Annotated in this window: 14 protein-coding genes; 2 read left to right on the forward strand and 12 right to left on the reverse strand. The window is 68.8% G+C overall.

Annotated features, from left to right (window positions below; all coding sequences use genetic code 11):
* Window positions 1–91: 91 nt before the first annotated feature.
* From OXR08_RS15770 to ald, 3 genes are all read right to left on the reverse strand, one after another.
* A complete protein-coding gene (locus tag OXR08_RS15770) occupies window positions 92–1,075 on the reverse strand; it encodes a glycerophosphodiester phosphodiesterase family protein (RefSeq protein ID WP_267351317.1) in 984 nt (327 codons plus the stop codon).
* Between the two features lie 1,071 nt (window positions 1,076–2,146).
* Entirely contained in the window at window positions 2,147–2,359 is a 213-nt protein-coding gene (locus OXR08_RS15775; RefSeq protein WP_267351319.1) for a DUF3072 domain-containing protein, read from the reverse strand.
* A gap of 53 nt (window positions 2,360–2,412) precedes the next feature.
* Window positions 2,413–3,519: an alanine dehydrogenase gene (ald, locus tag OXR08_RS15780; protein WP_112381723.1), complete on the reverse strand. Its 1,107-nt coding sequence runs from the start codon at window positions 3,517–3,519 to the stop codon at window positions 2,413–2,415.
* A gap of 131 nt (window positions 3,520–3,650) precedes the next feature.
* Between ald and OXR08_RS15785 the strand changes: the two genes are divergently transcribed.
* Window positions 3,651–4,094: an Lrp/AsnC family transcriptional regulator gene (locus OXR08_RS15785; protein ID WP_112381081.1), complete on the forward strand. Its 444-nt coding sequence runs from the start codon at window positions 3,651–3,653 to the stop codon at window positions 4,092–4,094.
* Here the strand turns inward: OXR08_RS15785 and OXR08_RS15790 are convergent.
* The 9 genes from OXR08_RS15790 to epsC all read right to left on the reverse strand — a co-directional run bounded on the left by OXR08_RS15790 (window position 4,066) and on the right by epsC (window position 18,578).
* Window positions 4,066–6,624, reverse strand: coding sequence for an EAL domain-containing protein (locus tag OXR08_RS15790; RefSeq protein WP_267351322.1), 2,559 nt, complete (start codon window positions 6,622–6,624; stop codon window positions 4,066–4,068). The two genes, OXR08_RS15785 and OXR08_RS15790, sit on opposite strands and share 29 nt — an antisense overlap.
* Before the next feature lie 258 nt (window positions 6,625–6,882).
* A complete protein-coding gene (locus OXR08_RS15795; RefSeq protein ID WP_267351323.1) occupies window positions 6,883–10,032 on the reverse strand; it encodes an autotransporter domain-containing protein in 3,150 nt (1,049 codons plus the stop codon).
* 70 nt (window positions 10,033–10,102) lie between these two features.
* Window positions 10,103–12,484 (reverse strand): TonB-dependent receptor, encoded by a 2,382-nt coding sequence (locus OXR08_RS15800; RefSeq protein ID WP_267351325.1) that lies wholly within the window; start codon window positions 12,482–12,484, stop codon window positions 10,103–10,105.
* Complete coding sequence (locus OXR08_RS15805; protein WP_267351327.1) at window positions 12,484–13,419, reverse strand: FecR domain-containing protein; 936 nt, start codon at window positions 13,417–13,419, stop codon at window positions 12,484–12,486. The genes OXR08_RS15800 and OXR08_RS15805 overlap by 1 nt, the downstream gene beginning before the upstream one ends.
* A 33-nt stretch (window positions 13,420–13,452) precedes the next feature.
* A complete protein-coding gene (locus OXR08_RS15810; RefSeq protein WP_267351329.1) occupies window positions 13,453–13,947 on the reverse strand; it encodes an RNA polymerase sigma factor in 495 nt (164 codons plus the stop codon).
* Between the two features lie 82 nt (window positions 13,948–14,029).
* Window positions 14,030–16,453 carry a DUF3772 domain-containing protein gene (locus OXR08_RS15815; protein WP_267351331.1) on the reverse strand — a complete coding sequence of 808 codons (2,424 nt, stop codon included), beginning with the start codon at window positions 16,451–16,453 and terminating at the stop codon, window positions 14,030–14,032.
* Between the two features lie 168 nt (window positions 16,454–16,621).
* Window positions 16,622–16,858 carry a hypothetical protein gene (locus OXR08_RS15820; protein ID WP_112381075.1) on the reverse strand — a complete coding sequence of 79 codons (237 nt, stop codon included), beginning with the start codon at window positions 16,856–16,858 and terminating at the stop codon, window positions 16,622–16,624.
* The gene (locus OXR08_RS15825; RefSeq protein WP_267351334.1) at window positions 16,858–17,628 is read right to left on the reverse strand and encodes a gamma-glutamyl-gamma-aminobutyrate hydrolase family protein; all 771 of its coding nucleotides are present in this window, start codon (window positions 17,626–17,628) and stop codon (window positions 16,858–16,860) included. The genes OXR08_RS15820 and OXR08_RS15825 overlap by 1 nt, the downstream gene beginning before the upstream one ends.
* On the reverse strand, window positions 17,628–18,578 hold the full coding sequence (gene epsC, locus OXR08_RS15830; RefSeq protein WP_267351336.1) for a serine O-acetyltransferase EpsC: 951 nt from the start codon (window positions 18,576–18,578) through the stop codon (window positions 17,628–17,630). The genes OXR08_RS15825 and epsC overlap by 1 nt, the downstream gene beginning before the upstream one ends.
* A 171-nt stretch (window positions 18,579–18,749) precedes the next feature.
* Between epsC and OXR08_RS15835 the strand changes: the two genes are divergently transcribed.
* Window positions 18,750–20,282 (forward strand): tryptophan halogenase family protein, encoded by a 1,533-nt coding sequence (locus OXR08_RS15835; protein ID WP_267351346.1) that lies wholly within the window; start codon window positions 18,750–18,752, stop codon window positions 20,280–20,282.
* Window positions 20,283–20,426: the final 144 nt, after the last annotated feature.

A 20,426-nucleotide genomic window follows, 5' to 3' on the forward strand; every position in this document is an offset into this window, starting at 1 on the left:
TTCGAATACCGGGAAGCCGAATGCATTGCCGAAACTTGATCTGTGGGGCTTGGGGGAAGGCCTGTGTGGCCACAGTAATCGGCATAACGGGCTATCGCGGCCAGCGCCGCAATGCCGCAGGGCCAATCTTTTCGATGTCGTCGGTCATTATACTGCCATCATATCGATCCGGAATTGCCCTGAGTTGAGCAGGATCGGTAATGCCAGGATCGCCGCTTTTGCTGCCGATCGGCCCCGCCACTATAACCTCGACATCCGCATCTCGCATTCGCTGTAGAAAACGGTTCGGCCATCCCCAGAATGCCCAACGCATGTTGATAGGAATGCCAATCGTGCCATGGCGACAGCTTTCAGGAACATGACCGCTCCAGCCGACGGCTATGTATTTCAAGGAACATGCTTTCGCTCGATCAACCGAGAGCACCCTAAAGTGCGGAGCTATGGCTCGGACCCGATCCAAAACCCTATCGCTAGCGACGATGCTCAAGCGCTTATTGGCCTCCAATCCTCTCGCCTTGAGGTATCCGACAAGCTGGTCGGCCTCGTCCGGGTCGTTGCTTTTAATGTTGATCAGAAAGCGTCTGTTCGGAAACGTAGCCAGCACCTCGTTGAGCGTTTTCATCTGCCCTACGAATTTGCCGCGAAACGGGTAGGTTCTGCCTCCATCCGCCGTATAGCCATAACCAAGGTCGAGCGTGCGGAGGTAGGTCATGCTCAACTCACGTGTCACGCCCTTGCCGTTCGTGCGGCACTCAACCGACCAGTCATGAAACACGGCGAATTCGCCGTCCGTAGTGGGATGAACATCCAGTTCAATCTGGTCTGCGCCAAGATCGAAGCTGGCTCGCATCGACGCGATGGTGTTTTCGATGAATGGATTGGTCGGAGGACGCATCCGGATGGCGGTGCAGTCATTCTTCCCCAGGTTTGTCCGATCGAACGTTTGATGCACGCCTCGATGAGCGAGGATGTTCGGGCGCCCTTCCGGTGAAGCAGCCAGCCATGATGCGTTGAACAGATAAAGCCCGGTCAGCCCGACCCCTGTCAAAATCCCCGAGACCCACCGCTTGCGCATCTACGCCTCCACCTATTGGTGCAGGTCCGTAGCATAGCTACCGATATCGCTTCGTCAATCTTGACCAAGGCCATCTTCAAGGTCGCTGACGACCCGTGTGACTACTTCGAGGACGTCGGCCCGCGTTGCGGGCGTTAGCTGCGCAATGATAGCGGCCATCATCGCAACGCGGTTAGAGGCGACTTGCTCGTACAGGACGCGGCCCTCGGGCGTAAGCGCGACATGGCGGAGCCGTCGGTCGGATGCCTCGGGGGGCCGGGCAACGAGGCTTAGTCGTACTAGGCCACCAATGATCCGGCTCATCGTAGGATGCGACACACGTTCAGCCCGCGCCAGCTCACCTAGTGGTAGAGCCCCGCGCTCATGCAGAACCGACATGGCTGAGTATTGCGCGCTGGTAAGCTTGTGGTCGGCATGGGCCGACCGTGCGAGCCTGAGCATGCGTGTTGCGAGCAGTTGAAGCCGGACCGCAGAAGCGTGGATATCCTCGTCCATTCTGCTGACCTATCTCAACCGAACAGCTTCAAACAGGGACGATGGCTCGGCTATCCTTGTTGAGGCAATGCATAATAAGCCGGAAAGCCATGTCACTCGGTTTCCCGTTTGAAAATTCATAGCGAGATCGCTGCCTTGCTCGTCGCACCGGCGGTCGTCCGGAGCACCCGCTTTCTCGAAGTCTGTTCCTGATTGCTCTTTCCCGAAATTGCCGCTGCGCGACGGGGAAAAGGGAACGTGCGCTGAATCAACGAGTGCTTCGGAAAGCAGAATGATCGACCTGCGGGTTCGAGATCGCATTCTGTCGGCCGTTTGCAGTCACAATCAACAACGATGCGTCGTGCAGGAAGCGCGATCCGGACGGGCCACTTCGATCCGCGATCTTGGGAAAAGCTGCCGCTCGGTCCAAGAATAAAGGACTGAACGTGCGAAGAAGCGGGTCGGAAAGCGGCGTGCGTGAGACCGTCGCTCACCATATGATCAGCATTTCGGATTTCGGTTTTCGCGAGAACGGGCATCAGGGCGCTAGGGACGGAGAGTCGCGAAACTCTCCGCCCCTAACCGAAGCTGCCGGAATTACTGCCCGCGACCGGTCTTGGCCTGCAGTTCGTCGATGCGCTTCGACGCATCCGCCTTGGTCAGCGTGTCGTCGAAGGATTCGCCCGCTTCCTCGGATAGCGTCTTGAGGTAGCTGGCCTGGGCGCCGGTCATCGCCTCGTCGCCGGTGGTCCAGTCGTCCGGGTCCTTCTCGGCGTTGGAGAAGGGTTCGCTCTTGGGATTGTCGGTCATCGCGATCGGTATCCTTTCGCGATGACCAACCAACATGTTCCTTATCCGTTCCCTTATGCCGTCCATGCCTGGTACGGCAGGTCCAGATCGTCGGCGACCGCCTTGTAGGTGATCTTGCCGTTCATCACGTTCAGGCCGTTGGCGAGGTGCGGGTCGGCGCGCATCGCCGCCTCGGCACCCAGATTGGCGAGCTTGAGCGCGAAGGGCAGGGTAGCGTTGTTGAGCGCGAAGGTCGAGGTGCGGGCGACCGCGCCGGGCATGTTGGCGACGCAGTAATGCGTCACGCCGTCCACCTCGAACACCGGGTCCTCATGCGTGGTCGCGTGGCTGGTCTCGAAACAGCCGCCCTGGTCGATCGCGATGTCGACCAGCACCGATCCGCGCTTCATCGTCTTGAGCATGTCGCGGGTGACCAGCTTGGGCGCGGCGGCCCCGGGCACCAGCACCGCGCCGATGACGAGGTGTGCTTGTCGAACCGCCGCGGCGATCGCCGCCTTGCTGGCATAGGCGGTCTTGATCTGGCTGGAGAAAAACATGTCCAGCTCGGCCAGGCGGTCGTTGCTGATGTCGTAGATGGTGACGTCGGCGCGCATGCCGACCGCCATCTGCGCGGCGTTGACGCCCGAGACACCGCCGCCCAGGATCGCGACCTTGGCAGGCGCGACGCCGGGCACGCCGCCGAGCAGCACGCCGCGTCCGCCCTGGAACTTCTCCAGATAATGGGCGCCGACCTGTACCGACATGCGGCCGGCAACCTCCGACATCGGCTTCAGCAGCGGCAGGCCGCCGCGCGGGGCGGTGACGGTTTCATAGGCGATGCAGGTGGCGCCCGACTTCATCAATCCTTCCGCCTGCGGCTTGTCGGCGGCGAGGTGGAGATAGGTGAAGAGCAGGTGATCGGGGCGCAGCATCGCGATCTCGCCCGCCTGCGGCTCCTTGACCTTTACGATCATGTCGGCGCCCGCGAAAACCTCGGCGGCGGTCGGCAGGATGGTGGCACCGGCGGCGACGTAATCGGCATCCTCGAAGTCGATGCCGCGTCCGGCGCCGGTCTCGACCACGACGCTGTGGCCGGCGGCGGTCAGCTCCGCCACCGAAGGCGGGGTGAGGCCGACACGATATTCGTGGTTCTTGATTTCCTTAGGAACGCCGACGCGCATGACTTGTCTCTCCTGTAACGTGTTGCGCATTGCTGTACCGGCAACAGGATCGGAGAGGCTCGCAAACTCCTCCCGCCTTGCTATGTTCGCTGCATGATATGTGCGTTCAAGACGGGTAACGCAGGATCGTTATGAGCGATGCGATCGAGCGGAAGATTCTGGCGCTGTTGACGCAGAATGCCGATCTGACCAGTGCGCAGATCGGGGAGCGGGTGGGGCTGTCGCCCAGTGCGGCGCATCGGCGGGTGGCGGCCTTGCGCGAGGCGGGGGTGATCACGGGGTACCGGGCGGTGCTGAGCCATGCGGCGCGGGGCAGTCCGACGATCGTGCTGGTCAACGTGACGCTGCGCGACCAGCGGCAGGACACGATGGCGGCGTTCGAGCGGGAGATCGCCGACCGGCCGGAGATCGTGCAATGCTTCCTGATGAGCGGGGAGGCGGACTATATGCTGCACGTCGAGGTGCGGCGCGACGACAGTTTCGAGCGCATCCACCGCGAAACGCTGGCGCAATTGCCCGGCGTCACGCGGCTGGCGTCGCATTTCGTCATTCGCGAGGTGGTGCGGCGGGGGTGAGCCGGTCGGCGACCGCGGCGGCGGTCATCGGCATGCCGAACAGGAATCCTTGCGCCGAGGGGCAGTGCTGGGCGCGCAGATAATCGGCCTGGGCCTGCGTCTCCACCCCCTCGGCGACGACCTCCATGCCGAGGCGGCGGCCGAGCCCGACGATCGCGTCGACGATGGCGGCGTCGCCGGAGCCGGCGCAGAGATTGCCGACAAAGCTGCGGTCGATCTTGATGACGTCGACGGGAAAGTCCTTGAGATGGGTGAGCGAGGCGTAGCCGGTGCCGAAATCGTCCAGCGCGATGCGTATGCCGCCGGCATGGAACGCCTCCAGCATCGTGCCCACCGCTTCCGCGCCGCGGCCGAGGAACACGGTTTCCGTCACCTCCAACTCCAGCCGCTCGGGCGGGATGCCGGCATGGTGGAGCCGGTCCATGATCCGCTGCACCAGATTGTCGTGACGGAACTCGGCGGGCGACAGGTTCACCGCGATGCGACCGGGATCGAGGCCGGCGGCGAGCCATTGGCGGATGTCGGCGATGACGCCGTCCAGCATCCGCTCGCCCAGCGCGGGGGCAAGGTCGAAATCCTCGAACGCGGCGGCGATCGTTTCGGGCGCCTGGATGCCGTGATGGCCGTGATGCCAGCGGAGCAGCGCCTCGAACCCGGTGATCCGGCCGTCGTGCAGCGACACCTTGGGCTGGTAGAAGGGCAGGATGCGCGCGTCGCGCACCGCGGCGCGGGCGATGCCGAGCATGGAGGCGCGGCGTTGGAGATGCGCGCGCATCTCCGGCCGGAACAGCGACAGCGTGCCGCGGTGCCGCGCCTTGCCCGCATAGAGCGCGATGTCCGCCGCCTTCAGCAGGTCGGCGGTGTCGCCGCCGTCGCGCGGGTATAGCGAGGCGCCGGCGGTCGCCTGGCAATCGAGAATGTGGTTGTCATGGGCGAAGGGTTCGTGGAGCGCGCGCAGGGCGGCACGCACGGTGTCGCCCACCGCATCCACGTCCTGATCGGGGGCCAGGGGGATGAAGGCGGCGAACTCGTCGCCACCCAGGCGGCCGAGCACCGCATCGTCGCCCAACGCCCGGGCAAGGCGGGCGGCAAAGGTGGAGAGCAGCCGGTCGCCCGCATCATGGCCGATGGTGTCGTTCGTTTCCTTCAGGTGATCGACGTCGAACAGGGCGAGCGCAAGGCGACGACCGCTGGCGCGGGCCCGTTCGATCGCGGCGTCGAGATGCATGGTGAAATGCGCGCGGTTGGGCAGGCCGGTCAGCGCGTCGTGATTGGCGGTCCAGCGAATGCGGTCCTCCGCCGTCCGCTCCTCGGTCACGTCGCGTACGGTGACGAGGACACGCGCCAGCGTGCCGGATGGAGCCTGGATGCGCCAGCCATCGGTGCGCATCCAGCGTTCCTCGCCCGTGTCGGCGCGGCGGATGCGCAGCGTCACGTCGAAGCGATAGGCGCTGTCGCCGGCGCGAACCGCCTCCACCAGGGCGGACAGCAGGTGGCGATCCTCCGGCACGACGAGCGCGAGTGCGGTGGCCACCTCGGGCGCGGCATCGGGGGATAGGCCGAGCATCGCCTTGAACTCGGGCGACCATTCGCGGCGGTCGCGAACCGCGTCATAGTCCCAGATGCCGAGCCCGGCCGCCTGGGCGGCGAGGCGGAAGCGTTCCTCGCTGGCGCGCAGTGCCTCCTGCGCCAAAGTACGGTCGTCGATATCCTCCAGCGTGCCGTACCAGCGCACCACGCGCCCCAGATCGTCCAGCCGCGCGGCGGCGCGTGAGCGGAACCAGCGATAGCCCGCCGGGGTGCGCAACCGGTATTCGACATCGACCGGCTGTGCACTGGCGATGGCGGCATGCCAGGCGGCAACGGCGCGGGCGACGTCATCGGGGTGTACCGCGTCCAGCCAGCCATGGCCCAAGGCGTCACCCGGCTCACTGGCGGTGACGTCGCACCAGCGGGGGCTGGCCGCCTGAATGGCGCCGTCCGGGCCGGCGGTCCAGCCGATCTGGGGATTGAGTTCGACGGTGTGGCGGTAATGCGCCTCGCTTTCGCGCAACTCCTGTTCGGCGATGCGCTGCGCGGTGATGTCCTGCGCGACGGTGATGGTGGAGGCGACATGGCCGTCCGCATCGCACAGGAAGGAGACATGGACGGCGCACCACACGACGCTGCCATCGGGGCGGCGATAGCGTTTTTCGATGCGGAAGGGTTCGGCGCGTTCGCGTTGCGCGCGGTAGAGCGCGTTGCTGCGCGCGACATCGTCGGGATGGGTGAAAGCCTCCATCGACACGCCGTCCAGCGCATCGGCGGAGCGCCCGATCAGGTCGCAGAAACAGCCATTGACGGCCAGGACGCGCAGATCGACGTCGCGGTGCAGAATGCCGATGCGCGCACGGCTGAGTACCTCCGACAGCGGTGGCCCGGCCGAGGCGTCCCACGGACCGCCCAGTTCGTGCAGCAGCGGGCTGCGCCGATCGGGACCCAGCGCGGCAGGGGGCAGCCCGGTGACCTTGCCGAAACCTCCGCGATCCAACCGTCCCAACCCCAAGCCCCCCAAATCATCTGCCGGTGATGTCGACCGCGCGACAACGATCAGGCGAGAATATAGGTATTCAGGTCAGAGGTTTAACAATGGGTGACAGACCCGTTTCGGGTCGATCGCGGTGCTTGGAGAATGCGGCCGGCGCGGTGATGGGGGCACCGCGCCGTGCAGCGAAGCTGCCTTGTCAGACGCCGCTTCGCTGCTGCTCGACCGCCTTTGAAGAAAGATCCCGGCGCATCCCGCGAGCCATCAGAAGCGGACGAGCAGGCTGCCGCGAACCGACAGCGCCAGATCGTCCTGCCGCTCCTCGGCGTTGAATTCGCCCGCCAGGCGGAAGCCGTAGGAGCCGCCGATCGCACGGACCCGGCCGATCCAGCCGCTGGTGCGCTGCGTCGGGTCGAGCGTGAAGCGTTGCCCACCCTCGAACTGACCGGTGGTGGCGCCGAGTTCACCGGCAAGGATCTCGCGCCGGCCGCCTTCGACCTCGACGCGGAACCAGCTCTGGTTGACGACCTGACCCATCCAGTTGCGCGAATTGCCAAGGAAATCGATGCCCGCCGCCAGGCTGGCGGTGCCGGCCAGCTCGTCGCTGGTGCGCGTGTCGATGCGCAGCGCGAAGCCCTTGCCACCGCCCTGATCGGCATGTGCCTTTTCGCTCAGGCGGTAGTAATCGATCGCGGCGACAGGACGGACGAAGAAGCGTTCGCCGCCCATTTCATAGGACATGGCGCCCGAGGCGGAGAACAGGTCGCCGTTCCAGTCGCTGCGTGCCAGGCGGTTGACCTGGGTGGCGCCGGCCGTGCCGAGGAAGCGGCGCTCGCCATCGAAGTTCACGCGTGCAGCGGAGATGCGGGCATTGGCGGCAAAACTGCCCCAGTTGCCGCGCCAATATCCGGCCGCCTCGTACTGGCCGCTGTTTACGCGGTTGGCGTTGGCCTTCATCGTCTGGCGCCCGTCCAGATAGGCGAGGGCGACGCCGAAATGGCCGATGCCGGTGGCGCGCTCGACGCCGCCGGCCGCGCCCCAGCCCGACACGTCATAGCCACCGCTGGCGACGCTGCCCGTCTTCAACTGCCACGCAGCGGGCGCGATCCAATAGCCCCAATCGCCCTCCTGGCGCAGCAGGCCGGTGGGGTCGGCGATGACGCGGGCGATGGCGCGCGAACCCATCGTCACCATCTCGAACGTGCCATCGGCCTGGTCGGGCAGCATCTGGTCGACAGTGCGGCGGAACACGGCGCCGTCCGCAATCCCCAGCACGACATTGCCCAATTCGGTATCGGTGGCGAGTGCGGCATAGGCGGCGTCGTACAGTTGCGCGGTCTGACGACGCAGGCCGAGTTCGGTGGTGGTTTTGCGCGCGATATCGACGCTCACCTGATTCGCAGTGGCGGTCAGCGTCCCCTTGAACAGGAAGGGGATGGAGGTGGCGGACAGGGTCAGCCCCTCCACCCCGGCGAGGGTACCGGCGCGAAGCGCGACGTGGCGACCCTCCACCCCGGTCAGGCTGGTGATGCCGACCGCCAGCGTCGCACCCTTTTCGATGTTCGCGCCGCCGATCACGTCGAGCGCAGGCGTGGTGCGCGTGGTGCCGTCCAGCGTCACGCCCAGCGTCGCCTTGGCGCCCATGGAAAGCGAGGCGATGCGCGCCGGTGCGGTGAGCGCAAGCGTGCCGCCGCCCAGATTGACCGCCAGCCCGGCGGCGTTGGCGAGTGCGCCGCGGAAGCCGGCGGTGTCGCCGATGCGCAGCACGTCCGCGCCGCCGCCGAAATCGGCGGTGCCGGCGAAGCGGCTGGTGCCGGCCAATATCATGGTGTCGTTGCCCGCGCCGAAGCGCAGCGTGCCGGCGACGGTGCCGGTCTGGATATCCAGCGTGTCGTTGCCGCCGCCGAAGCGGATATCGCCGTTGATCGCGGCCCCGGCCACGCCCGACTGGCGGATGGTGACGTCGCCGGTGGCTGCCGACACATCGATCGCGACCGAACGTCCGGCGGTGGCGAGACCCCCGGTGGCGGCGATCACGCCGCTATTCTCGATCGTCCGGACGGTGCCGGATGCGTCCTGGATGGCGATGGCGGTCGCATCGGCGCCGCCCGCGGTCGCCTGGATCGTGCCGGCATTGCGGATCAGCGACACGGTGGCGCCGGTGTCGATGCGCAGCGCGGTGGCGATCGACTGTGCGGTATCGCCGCCATTGGCCGCGACGGTGCCGGTGACGTTGACCTGCGGCACGCTGGCCCCCGCACCGATGCGGATCGCAGTGGCGCTGGCCCCGTTCGCCACGGCAGCGACGCGCCCTGCGACACCCAGACCACCGGCGACGGTCACGGTGCCGCCCTGTCCACCGATGACGAGAGCCTGTGCGGTGATGCCCTTGTAGACGCCGCCGGCCTGGATCGTGCCGTCGACGACCATGCCGAAGCCGTCGCTGCGCCCGGCAAGCGCGCCGACCGCGACCGTGCGGTCCGCCGCGCCGACCAGCACGGCGGGGGCAGCGCCGAAGGACGTGACGAGGGCGGTGCCCTCCTGCGCGTCGTCGATGCCGTCCTTGTCCTCGTCGCGGTCGCTGGGGCTGGCGTCGCGCGGGGGCACGGCGAAGATGATGCCGCCCGAGACATTGTCCGCGACCAGAAGCGCCGGGCCGCCCTGCAACAGATCGTCGGCATCGAGCTTGTCGACCGAGGCGGGCAGGGTGGTCGAGCGATAGCCGGTCGCGGTCAGCGTGCCCTGAACCTCCAGCCGGCCGCTCACCGGCCCTTCGATCCGCGCGGCGCTGGCGTTCAGGCCGGTGGCGCCGATCGCGCCGGCGAGCCGGACATTGCCGGTGACCGCACCGGTGCGCACGCCGACCGCGCGGTCGCCGGTCACGGTGGTGGTGCCGTTGTGCACGAGGTTGCCGGTCAGCGGGCTGTCGAGCCGGATGCCCGCGGAGTCATTGCCCTGGACCGTGATGACGCCGGCCTGCGCATGGGTGATGTCGCCGGCATAGGCGCCAGTGACGCGGATGGCGACGCGGTCGCTGCCCTTGGCGAAGGGGCCGTCGAGATCGCCGTCCTTGTCGTCGTCGGCGGGCTTGTAGGTTTCGTCCAGCGTGATCTTGCCGCTGTTGGTGATGCCGCCACCCCCGGCGGTCGCGGCGATGCCGGTCGCGCCATTGGCGTCGCGGATGGCGATCGTGCCCTGGTTGACGACGGCGTTGCGGCTGTCCTGCGTGACCGCGGTGCCGGTGGCGATCTCCACCGATCCCTTGTCGGTGATGGTGATGGCATCCGCCGCGCCGCCCTTGACGGTGGCGGTGCGCAGCGGTGCGGTCTGCTTGGTGGCGATGCTCGTCTGCGCGGCGGCGGGCACGGCAGATACGGCAAGCATGGCGGTGGACGCCATGAGGCAGGTACGCATGGAGAAGACCCTTTTTCTGTCCCTATGTGGAACCAGACGGAGCCGAAAGCGTGCAGCCTTGATCGGGTGGTCAGAAGCGCGTGTCGAGCCCGAGGCGCAGGGTGCGCGGCCGGAGCGGCGTCACCTGCCCCATGCCGACGCGGAACGGGGTGCCGAGCGCGAAGCGGTTGCCGCGCGTGTCGGTCAGGTTGTCGATCGCAAGCGAGATGCCGAAGGGCCCTCGGTTCATGCGCACGGTGGCGGCGCTGTCGACATAATCGCCCTGCCACTCGCCCAGATAGGGGCCGATGCCGAGACGCGAGCGGCCGACATAGCGCGCCCAGCCATCGACCGCGATGTCCCAATGGTCGTTCAGCGCGGCGCGGTAGCCGACGCCGAGGCGTGCGGTGCCGTCCGCGACATTGGGGATGTCGCCGCCCAGCCGCAGCGTGGATACCGCGGCCTGCGACAGCGCCTCGGCGACCCAGGGGGAACGCGCGCTGGCGAACAGCGCCGCGCCCGTGCCGAAGGCGGTGACCCGGCTGCTGTTGACCGCGCCAGCGGCGTTGATCTGCCAGCCCGGTGCCGGGCGCCAGCGCAGCCCGAGCGTCGCCGACCAGATGGTGCCGTCGCCGAGATTGGCGGTGGAGGGCAGGCCCCAGGGGTCGAGGTAATTGGCCTGGATGCCGTGCCAGCGACTGCGCGACAGGGCGAATTGCGCGGACCAGCGGCCCGCCTCGTCGCCCAGCCGGGCGCCCGCCTCCAGCGCATAAAGCCGGTCGCTGAGGAAATGGCGCACCGTCTCGCCCTCGATCGCCAGGCCGCCGGGGCGGAACCCCTGCTGATAGCGCGCATAGAGCGTCGCTGCGGGCAGGCGCCAGGTGAGTGCCGCCGAGGGCAGGGCGACGCGCATGGTGCGGGTATCGGTCAGTTCCGGGGCGGCACGCAGGGCGAGTGGTGCCGCTTCGTCGGCACGGCCGCGCAACTCGACCTGCGTCAATCGCCCGCCGGCGGTGGCGAGCAGGCGAGGGGTCAGCGCCACCGCGCCCTCGCCGTACAGCGTCGCCTCCGTGACCGACTCGCCGCTGCGGATGGTGGGGGTGAGGCCGATCGGGGGGACGAAGCGGCGGTCGAGGTCGCGGCGATGGTCGATCAGGCTCAACCCCGCGACCCAGCCGCTGCCATCGCGGCCCGCCTGCCAGAGGCGTGTTTCCGAGGTCAGCATCCGCGTCGTCTGGCGCTGGACCAGCAATTGCGGGTCGCCGCCGGGCAGGGTGGCATCGAAGCGCTCGGTCAGCGACTGGCGGACGATGCCGGTGGCGGAGCGCAGCGAGACGCCGCCGATCCGCCCGGTGATCGCCAGCTGGCCCAGGCCGAAGCCAGTGCGATAGCCTTCACGCAGGGCCCGGTTGTTGACCAGCGGCGGTGCGGCCTCGTCCGCATATTGGCTGTCGCGGCCATCGATCGACTGGCCGGCGCCCGATGCCTCGACATACCAGTCCGGCGCGACCTGCCAGCCGATCGCCGCGCGTCCGCCGGCCATGGCGACGCGGTTGGCGTTGTCGCGGCCGAGCAGGGGTTTGTCGATATAGCCGCCCTCGCGTCTGGCGTAGCCGACGATACGGGTGGCGACGCTATCGGTGACGGGCAGGTTGAGCATCGCGGCGATGTCGCCGCCGGGCTCGCCGTCGCTGGTCGAGGACAGCCCGGCGGTCAGGCTGGCGCCGGGGCGGGTGGCGTCGGGGGCGGCGGGGACCATGCGGATGATGCCGCCAAGCGCGCCCGATCCGTAAAGCGTGCCCTGTGGTCCCTCCAGCACCTCCACCGCACGGACGTCGTAAAGCTGCAGGCTGGGGTCGGCGCCGTTATAGCCCAGGCGCAGGTCGCCCCAATATTGGCCGACGATCGCCTGGGCGGGGCCGGTGAAGCTGGAATCGGCGATGCCGCGGATGAACAGCTTGTTGCGGCCCTGTCCGAGATGGGTGGAGCCGACGCTGGCGGTGCGCGAGACGATGCGCTCGGTGCCGCCCGCGCCGCCGCCGAACGCCAGATCGCCGCCATCGATGCGCAGCGCGGTGCCGGGAAACCAGCGCGCCGGCACCGCGCGCTTGCTGGCGACGACCACGATCTCACCGGGGGGCTCTTCGGTGGGCAGGGGCACAAAGGGGCGCGGCGGCGGGGGTGCCGGTCGGGGGCGGGGGGACAGGCGCCAGATCGTCGCACCCGCCCGCTGAACCTGCGCGCCGCTCGCCTGCGCCAGCCGATCCAGCGCGGCGCGGGTGGACAGACGGCCGATAACGGCGGGGACGGGGCGGTGCCACAAGGCGGGGTCGACCGCGATGCTGACGCCGTGCTGTCGACCCAGAACGGCGACCGCCTGACCCAGTGGGCCGGCGGGCAGCGCGATCCGGGGCTCGCCGGCCATTGCCGGCACCGCCCCGATCAATCCGGCCGTCAGCAGGAGGTGCCGCATCAGGACCCCGGACCAAGCTCCCACCCGTCGCCGCGGCGGACCATCGCCACATCGACGAGCGCCCCCAGGCTGGCGGGATCGCGGCGGATGCCGTCCAGCGCGACGGTGCCGGTAAAGGGGCGGGTGGCGACCGCGGGGGCGACGGTGATGCGCAGGCCGAGCGCCTGGCCGACCTCTGCCGCGACGGTGCCGAGGGGGGTCGCCAGATAGCTGAGCTGTCCGCGTTCCCACGCCCCGACCGAGGCGACCGCGACGTGCGACACCACGCGGCGCGCGCCCGTCACCTCCAGCCGGTCGCCGGGGCCGAGCGCGAGCCGCTCGCCGGCGGGATCGACCATCACTCCGCCCTCCGCCACCGCGACGCGCAGGCCGGTGGCGGCGCGCGCCACATCGAAGACGGTGCCGGTATCGACCAGTTCCTCCCCACCGACGCGGACGCGAAACGGATGCTGCGCATCATGCCGGATGGTGAACAGCGCCTGCCCGCGCTCCAGCGCGGCGAGGCGGGTATCGGCACGGTCGAGGATCAGGCGGGTGCCGCCGGCCAGCGCGATGCAGCTGCCGTCCGCCAGTGCCACGGTGCGGGTGGCACCGGCCGCCGTCTCCACGGCATAGGGCTGCGCCGCCGGATCGGGGTCGCCGACGAGGAAGAACACCGCAGCGGCAGCGGCGGCCGCGGTGGCGACACCGGCAGGCCACCAGCGGTGGCGGCGCGTTGGTGCAAAGGCGGGTGTGGGCGCGGGGACAGCCGCCGGGGCATGACGCAGCAGATCGGTCATGTCCGCCAGGTTCGCGGCGGCATGGTGATAGCGATCGGCGCGCACAGGATCGGCTGCCAGCCAGTCGGTCAGCGCGTCCCAGTCATCGAACGCGGGATCGGCGCTGCGTATCGCCCAATCGCGTGCCGTCTCGTCATCGCCGTCACCTGCCATCATGGCCTCCTGCGGTGAAGGACGGAGACATGGGCGTCAAACCTCATCCCATCGCTCCTTCAGGTCGATGAGCGCGCGGGACGCCTTGCGCAGGTCGCTTTCCACGGTGCTGAGGCTGACGCCGTTTTCCTGCGCCACGTCGCGCTGGGCGACGCCGTCCAGGCGGTGGCGGCGGAACACGCGGGCGACGCGGTCGCCCAGCGACTGGAGAACGCCTTGCGCCTCGGCGGCACGCTCGCGGGCGATCAGGACGCGCTCGCCCGCCGGATCGTCCGACTGGCCGGGGGTGGCGGGGCCGGTGGCATCGCCCCAGGCATCCTCGCGCCGGCGCTGGGCGCGCTCGGCCCGGTAGCGGTCGATCATCAGCGTGTCCGCGGCGCGGTAGAGATAGGCGAGCGGCGCGGCGATCGGCCGGGTGGGCGGGGCGGCGGCGACCTTCATCCACAGGTCCTGCAACACATCCTCCGCCGCGTCGCCCGCACCGCGCGCGGCCAGAAAGCGCAGCAGTTGCGGCCGGTTCGCGAGGAACACGGCCTCCAGTCCGGCAGGGGGGGACGGGGGATCGGGCGGCGACACGGCGGCGCGATAGCCGATGGGCGGGGCGTGATCCAGATCAAGCAGGCGGCTGATCGGGACGGATGAGTTCCAGCCGTTGCGGAATGGTGCCGATATCGATCCCCTGTTCGCGGAAGCGGGCGAGCAGCATCATGAACACGTTGCTGCGCGCGCCGTAAGCCGCGCGCGGTGTCGCGACATGCGCAAAGGCGTTGAACAGGATGCGCCCGTCGGTGATCGCATCGATGAACACGGCGGGCGCGGGATCCGCCAGCACCGCCTCCTCGGCGGTAAAGGCGTCGAGCACGATGCCACGCACCGCCTCCGCATCCGATCCCAGGGGGACGGAGAACTGGATCTGGATGCGGCCCAGCGGGCTCGCCAGCGTCTTGTTGAGCACCGATTTGGTGATGAGCTCGGAATTGGGGACGATCAGGGTGGAATGGTCGGCCAGTTCGATCTCGGTCGATCGCACGCTGATCCGCTTCACATCGCCCTCGTCCAGCCCGACGCGGATCAGGTCGCCGATCTTGATCGGGCGCTCCGCCAGCAGGATCAGGCCGGACACGAAGTTGGACGTGATCGCCTGAAGGCCGAAGCCGATGCCGACGGACAGCGCGGACAGCAGCAGCGCGATCCGCTCCATGCCGATGCCGAGCGACGCCAGCGACCAGACCACCGCCAGCGCCACCCCGACATAGCGCGCGACCAGGCTGACCGAGTTGCGCCCCGACCCGTCCAGGTCGGTCGCGGGCAGGTAGCGCGTTTCCAGCCAGCGCATGAACAGGCGGACCAGCGCCAGCCCCAGGAACAGCGCCACGATCCCGCGCAGGATCGTACCCGGCGAAATCGCGATGCCGCCGAACTGGATGCCCTTCGCCAGCGCTCCCAGCCGGCCGAACAGCGTGTCCACCCCGCCGCCCGCCCCGAAGGGCGAGACGAGCATGACCAGCGCGACGATCACCAGGGCGATACGCAGGCTGCCCGACAGCAGCAGCCCGAACTGGTCCACCGCGCTGCCGCGCACGCCGAGGGCGCGGGTGAGCATGATGCCGACCCGGCTGTCGCGGGTGAACACGCTGGTCGCGATGTCGTCCACCGCGACGAGGAGCAGATAGACGGCCGATCCCAGCACGGTCGCCCAGGCGATGAACTGCGCGACGATCAGGCTGAACCCGATATAGCCGAGGAGGAGCGCGATCAGCGCGACCCCGACCAGGATCCAGGCGAGCAGGGTGGCGGCACCGAGCCCGGCGCTGGTCGACTGGCTGACGGCATCGTCGCGCGCGGCGCGGTCGGCACGCAGGCGGCCGATGGCGAACAGGAAGGCGGCGATCAGCAGCAGGTGGAGCAAGGCCTCGCCCGCCTGGGTCGCGACGTTCAGCGCGGCGCTGACGCCGACGATGCGGATCGTCGCGGTCGCCAGGATGCTGAGAAAGGCAAGAACGGCCAGCACCCAGGAGAGCGGGCGCAGCCGGGTCGCGGTCTCGTCGTCCAGGGGTGCGATCCGCCATGACGGCTGGGTCCGCATCAGCACCGCGCCGCTGACCGAGGCGGTGAAGCTGCCGAAGCCGACCGCCAGCACCAGCGCATCGAGCAGATCGCCCCAGCGATCGGGCAGCAGCCCGGACCAGCGCAGCCCTTGCACGAAGAATGTGGCGCCGAGCAGCGGGGCGAGCGTGCCGATCAGCACCCGCCACAGCGCATTGGCGGAGCGGCGGACGCGGTGACCCGGCGCCCCGTCGATCAGGTGACGCTGGCCCAGCCGCTGCACGGCGAGCCGGATCGGCATGGCCAGCGCCAATCCCAGCACCGTGCCGAGCAGCGCCTGCCAGGGGAAACCGCCGCGCCACTGCGCCCGGATCTGGGTGGTCCCCTGGGTCAGGAACAGTTCGACGCGGCGCATGTCGCGGGGAATGGCGGTGAACACGGCGTGCCAGAAACCGGGCGACAGCGGGGAGGCGACGCGGGCCGAGATGGTTTCGTTGAACTGTTCGGCCTTGCTGCGGTCGATTTCGTCGACCAGTTGCTGTGCCTCGACGCCGGCAAGGCGGCCGCGCTTGATCGTGGCGTCGATGGCAGCGCGCTGCCGGTTCAGGTTCGCGCGTTCGCGCCGGATGTCGGGGGCCTCGTTGGCGGTGGCGGCTCCCAGCCCGCCGAGGCGTGCATCGACCAGCTTCAACTGGTCCTCCAGCGCCGTGGCCGCCGCCGTGGCCGCTGCCTGGGCGGCGAGGGCCTTGGTGCGCTGCGTATCGCGGTCGTCGTCGTCGAGGCGTGTGTCGAGCGCCCGGTCGACGGCATGGAGATCGGCCTCCGCCTGCGACAACTGGCCGGACAGGGTGGCGATCGGCGACTGCGCCGCGGCCGGCGTCGTTAGCAGCAGGCATGGGGCGAGCAGCAGGAACAGGGCGAGCGCCAGCCGGTGGAGCAGGGTGACCGAAACCGAAACAGGCTGGAGGAAGGCAGGGAAACGTGGCCGCATGGGCGGGGGTGTAACCGAAGCAAGGCGTGCAGGCCAACGCCCTCTCCCCGGAGGGGCGGGGCACGCGAAAAAATGCCCGGCACGCTTGCGCGCCGGGCGGAGGTCACGCCTAGGGAGCATTCCAGGCGATAGGGGTGCCGCCGGAGAGAAGGGGCGGCGAAAGGGAAATCAGAGGCCGTTGGCGAGCGCCGTATTGCCGCCCGCCGTGGCGGACAGATTGTCCTCGCCAGCCGACAGGTTTCCGGCGTCGAAATTGTCGATCGCGGTCAGGTTCTCGTCCACGGTCCCTTCGTCCGCGTTCAGCGCGACGGTGTCGGCGGTGTTCTGCGTCGACCCCGAGCCGCCGCAGGCCGCCAGACCGATCGTCGCGACGGCCAGCGTCGCCAGGGTGAAAGCTTTCTTCATCAGGTCCTCCTTGTTGAAACGGGTGTGGGCTCAGGGGCGCCGCCGCGCAGCGCATCCCCGATCAGCGCGAAAAAGGCGCGGCTGTTGGCGCAGCGGTCGGCCTCCCATTCGGGATGCCACTGCACGCCCAGCACCTCAGCCCCGCAGGGGCGGGCGGACACCGCCTCGACCAGCCCGTCATCGACCGCACGGGCCTCGACGCTCAGGCCGCAGCCCAGCCGGTCGATCCCCTGCTGGTGAACCGAATTGACCGACAGGCGGCAGGTGCCGGTGGCACGCGCCAGCCGCCCGCCGTCCGCCAATTGCACCTCGTGCCGGTGGCCGAACATGGCGGCATAGTCGCCGTCCCAGGGGCCGCGGAAATGCCGGTCGGCGCAATCCCCGCCGGTCAGCGTGCCGCCGAACAGCACGTTGATCTCCTGCAGGCCGCGGCAGATGCCGAAAACGGGTTTGCCGATCTCGATCATGCGGCCGGCAAGCGCAAGGGCGACGGCGTCGCGCTGGGGGTCGGTGGCGTGGCCGGGGGCGAGCGGGGTGCCGCCGTAGCGGGCCGGGGAGACGTGGCTGCGCGAGCCGGTGAGGAGCAGTCCGTCGAACAGGGCGGCGAGCTGGCGCGCGTCGGTGGCGTCGCTCATGGCGGGGACGAGGAGGACGGTGGCGTGCGCCAGCGTGGCGAGGGGGGTGACGAAGCGGCTGGCGACCGCCTGGACGGGTCGGCCGGCGACCTCGTTGCAGCACAGGACGCCGATGACGGGGCGGGCACGCTCCATCAGTCGACCGCCTCGGCCAGGGTTTCGCGAATCCGGTCGCGCGCGCCGCGGTCGAGGCGCTGCGCCTCGGGCTGGGTGACGATGGCGTCGGCGGGCACGTCGGACAGCAGCCAGACATTGCCGCCGATGGTGGCCGCACGGCCGATGGTGACGCGGCCGAGAATGGTGGCGCCGGCATAGACGACGACATCGTCCTCCACGATCGGATGGCGGGCCAGCCGGTCGCGTGGCGTGGCGCGCGCGGCACCCAGCGGGCTGCGCGCGCCGAGCGTCACATGCTGGTAGAGGCGGACGCCCCGCCCGACGATCGCGGTTTCGCCGATGACGACGCCGGTGCCGTGGTCGATAAAGAAATGCTCGCCGATGGTGGCGCCGGGATGGATGTCGATGCCCGTGCGCTCGTTGGCGAGTTCGGAGATCAGCCGCGCGACGATCGGCGCGCCGAGTTCGTACAGCGGATGCGCGATGCGGTGGTGCAGGCTGGCGATGGCACCGGGATAGCAGAGCAGGATCTCGTCCACGCTGCGCGCGGCGGGATCGCCCAGGAACGCGGCCTCGACATCGCTGTCGACCAGGCGGCGGACCTCGCCCAGACCGGCGGCGAACAGGCGGGTGATCGTCGCGGCCTGATCGGCATCGAAGCGGGCCTGCGACTCATGCTGCCAATAGGCCAGCTCGTTCTCGATCTCGCGCTCCAGCTCGCCAAGCGCGGCGATCAGCTTGGCGGCGACGAAATGATCTTCCTCGGTGACGGCGCCGCGAAAACCGCCGAGCCGGCGAGGGTAGAGCGCAGCGGCGAGCAGCTCCACCACCCGCTCGACTGCGCCGCGGGCGGGAAAGCGCGCGGTGCTGGCGGGATGGCGGCCCCGCCAGTCGCGGCGGGCGGAGGACAGCGCATCCACCGCGTCGGACAGCGTCGAGCGGGCGGGGATGGCGGTGGTCTGCGTCATCGAAGTCCTCCTTCCTTGCCGGCCAGCATATCCCATCATCTTAGTAGGGATAACAAGAAAAGCTATACCCCGGCCAAGCGGGACATTCACTTACAGCATGCGATCGTTTGCGTTGGACTTGCGCGCGGCGCCATCGGCATAGGTGGCGATATGACGGGAGAGAACGGGGACATGCAGGCAGACGGGCAGGCAGGCGGGCAGGCAGGCGACGGGGCGATACGCAGCATCCTGATCGTCGGCGGCGGCACTGCGGGCTGGATGACCGCGGCGGCGCTGGCGCACGCGTTGCCGCGCGGCTGCACGATCACGCTGGTCGAATCGGATGCGATCGGCACGGTAGGGGTAGGCGAGGCGACGATCCCGCCGATCCGGCTGTTCAACGACACGCTGGGCATCGACGAGGGCGAATTCCTGAAGGCGACGAAGGGCAGCTACAAGCTCGGCATCGAATTCGTCGGCTGGGGGCAGGAGGGGCATCGCTATTTCCACCCGTTCGGCACCTTCGGAAAGCCGTTCGACCTGCTGGCCATTCACCAGCACTGGCTGCGCGCGCGGGCCGCGGGATCGACCATCCCGCTGGATGCGCTGTCGATGGCGTGGGGCGCGGCGGCCCGGAACCGCTTTGCGCCGCCGCTGGCCGATCCGCGCAGCGTGGGATCGACCTTCGACTATGCCTATCACTTCGATGCCGGGCTGTATGCCGCGTTCCTGCGCCGCTTTGCCGAGGCACGCGGCGTGGTGCGGGTCGAGGGGGCGGTGGGCGATGTCGCGCTGGATGGCGAGAGCGGTCATGTGGCGCATGTCACGCTGGCCGATGGGCGTCGGCTGGCCGCCGACCTGTTCGTGGATTGCAGCGGCTTTCGCGGCCTGCTGATCGCGGGCGCGCTGGGGGTCGGCTATGAGGACTGGACGCACTGGCTGCCCTGCGACCGGGCGGTGGCGGTGCCCAGCGCCAATGCCGGGCCGCTGACGCCCTATACCCGCTCCACCGCGCGGGCGGCGGGGTGGCAGTGGCGCATCCCCCTGCAACATCGCACCGGCAATGGCTATGTCTATTGCAGCCGGCATCTGTCGGACGACGAGGCGGCGGCGACGGTGCTCGGTAATCTGGATGGTGAGGCGCTGGGCGATCCACGCTTCCTGCGTTTCACCACCGGGCGGCGAACGGCGTTCTGGCAGCGCAACGTGGTGGCGATCGGGCTGGCGAGCGGGTTCATGGAGCCGCTGGAATCGACCAGCATCCACCTGATCCAGGCGGGTATCGCCAAGCTGCTCGCCTATTTCCCAACGCGTGCGTTCGAACCCGCGGGCATCGCCGAATATAACCGCGTCGCGGTGACCGAGAGCGAGCGGATCCGCGACTTCCTGATCCTGCATTATGTGCTGACCGAGCGCGGCGACACCGACTTCTGGCGCGCATGTGCGGCGATGGACATCCCCGATACGCTCAAGCTGAAGATCGATCACTTCCGCGCGCATGGGCGCCTCGTCGCGCGTGAGATGGACCTGTTCGGCCCGGCAAGCTGGCTGGCGGTGCATATCGGGCAGGGCAACTGGCCGGCAGCGCTCGATCCGCTGATCGCCTATGCCGGCGAGCCGGCTGAGAGCGTGCGTTTCGTCGAGCGGCTGGCCGAGGCGATCGCGCGGGGGGCGGAGACCATGCCCGAGCACGCCGCCTTCATCGCCCGCCGCATCGCCGGCTGATTTTTCCGACAAGATGCTGCCGCTGCGGCATTTTCGCAACAGCATCGCCAATCCTGCAATCCATTGCATAAACCGCTTTGCAAACGATTGTGGGATCGGTATCCCGAAATCCTGTTTCGCCTGCCGATGAGAGAGCAGGGCCAT

The organism is Sphingomonas sp. GM_Shp_2 (genome assembly GCF_026540875.1).
Classification (GTDB): Bacteria; Pseudomonadota; Alphaproteobacteria; order Sphingomonadales; family Sphingomonadaceae; genus Sphingomonas; species Sphingomonas carotinifaciens.

Bases quoted from the DNA above. Each gene is read 5' to 3' on its own strand.
- OXR08_RS15815 (WP_267351331.1), bottom strand. From the start codon at position 16,453: ATGCGGCCACGTTTCCCTGCCTTCCTCCAGCCTGTTTCGGTTTCGGTC.
- OXR08_RS15785 (WP_112381081.1), top strand. From the start codon at position 3,651: ATGAGCGATGCGATCGAGCGGAAGATTCTGGCGCTGTTGACGCAGAAT.
- OXR08_RS15775 (WP_267351319.1), bottom strand. From the start codon at position 2,359: ATGACCGACAATCCCAAGAGCGAACCCTTCTCCAACGCCGAGAAGGAC.
- ald (WP_112381723.1), bottom strand. From the start codon at position 3,519: ATGCGCGTCGGCGTTCCTAAGGAAATCAAGAACCACGAATATCGTGTC.
- OXR08_RS15820 (WP_112381075.1), bottom strand. From the start codon at position 16,858: ATGAAGAAAGCTTTCACCCTGGCGACGCTGGCCGTCGCGACGATCGGT.
- OXR08_RS15825 (WP_267351334.1), bottom strand. From the start codon at position 17,628: ATGGAGCGTGCCCGCCCCGTCATCGGCGTCCTGTGCTGCAACGAGGTC.
- OXR08_RS15805 (WP_267351327.1), bottom strand. From the start codon at position 13,419: ATGATGGCAGGTGACGGCGATGACGAGACGGCACGCGATTGGGCGATA.
- OXR08_RS15800 (WP_267351325.1), bottom strand. From the start codon at position 12,484: ATGCGGCACCTCCTGCTGACGGCCGGATTGATCGGGGCGGTGCCGGCA.
- OXR08_RS15835 (WP_267351346.1), top strand. From the start codon at position 18,750: ATGCAGGCAGACGGGCAGGCAGGCGGGCAGGCAGGCGACGGGGCGATA.
- OXR08_RS15795 (WP_267351323.1), bottom strand. From the start codon at position 10,032: ATGCGTACCTGCCTCATGGCGTCCACCGCCATGCTTGCCGTATCTGCC.
- epsC (WP_267351336.1), bottom strand. From the start codon at position 18,578: ATGACGCAGACCACCGCCATCCCCGCCCGCTCGACGCTGTCCGACGCG.
- OXR08_RS15770 (WP_267351317.1), bottom strand. From the start codon at position 1,075: ATGCGCAAGCGGTGGGTCTCGGGGATTTTGACAGGGGTCGGGCTGACC.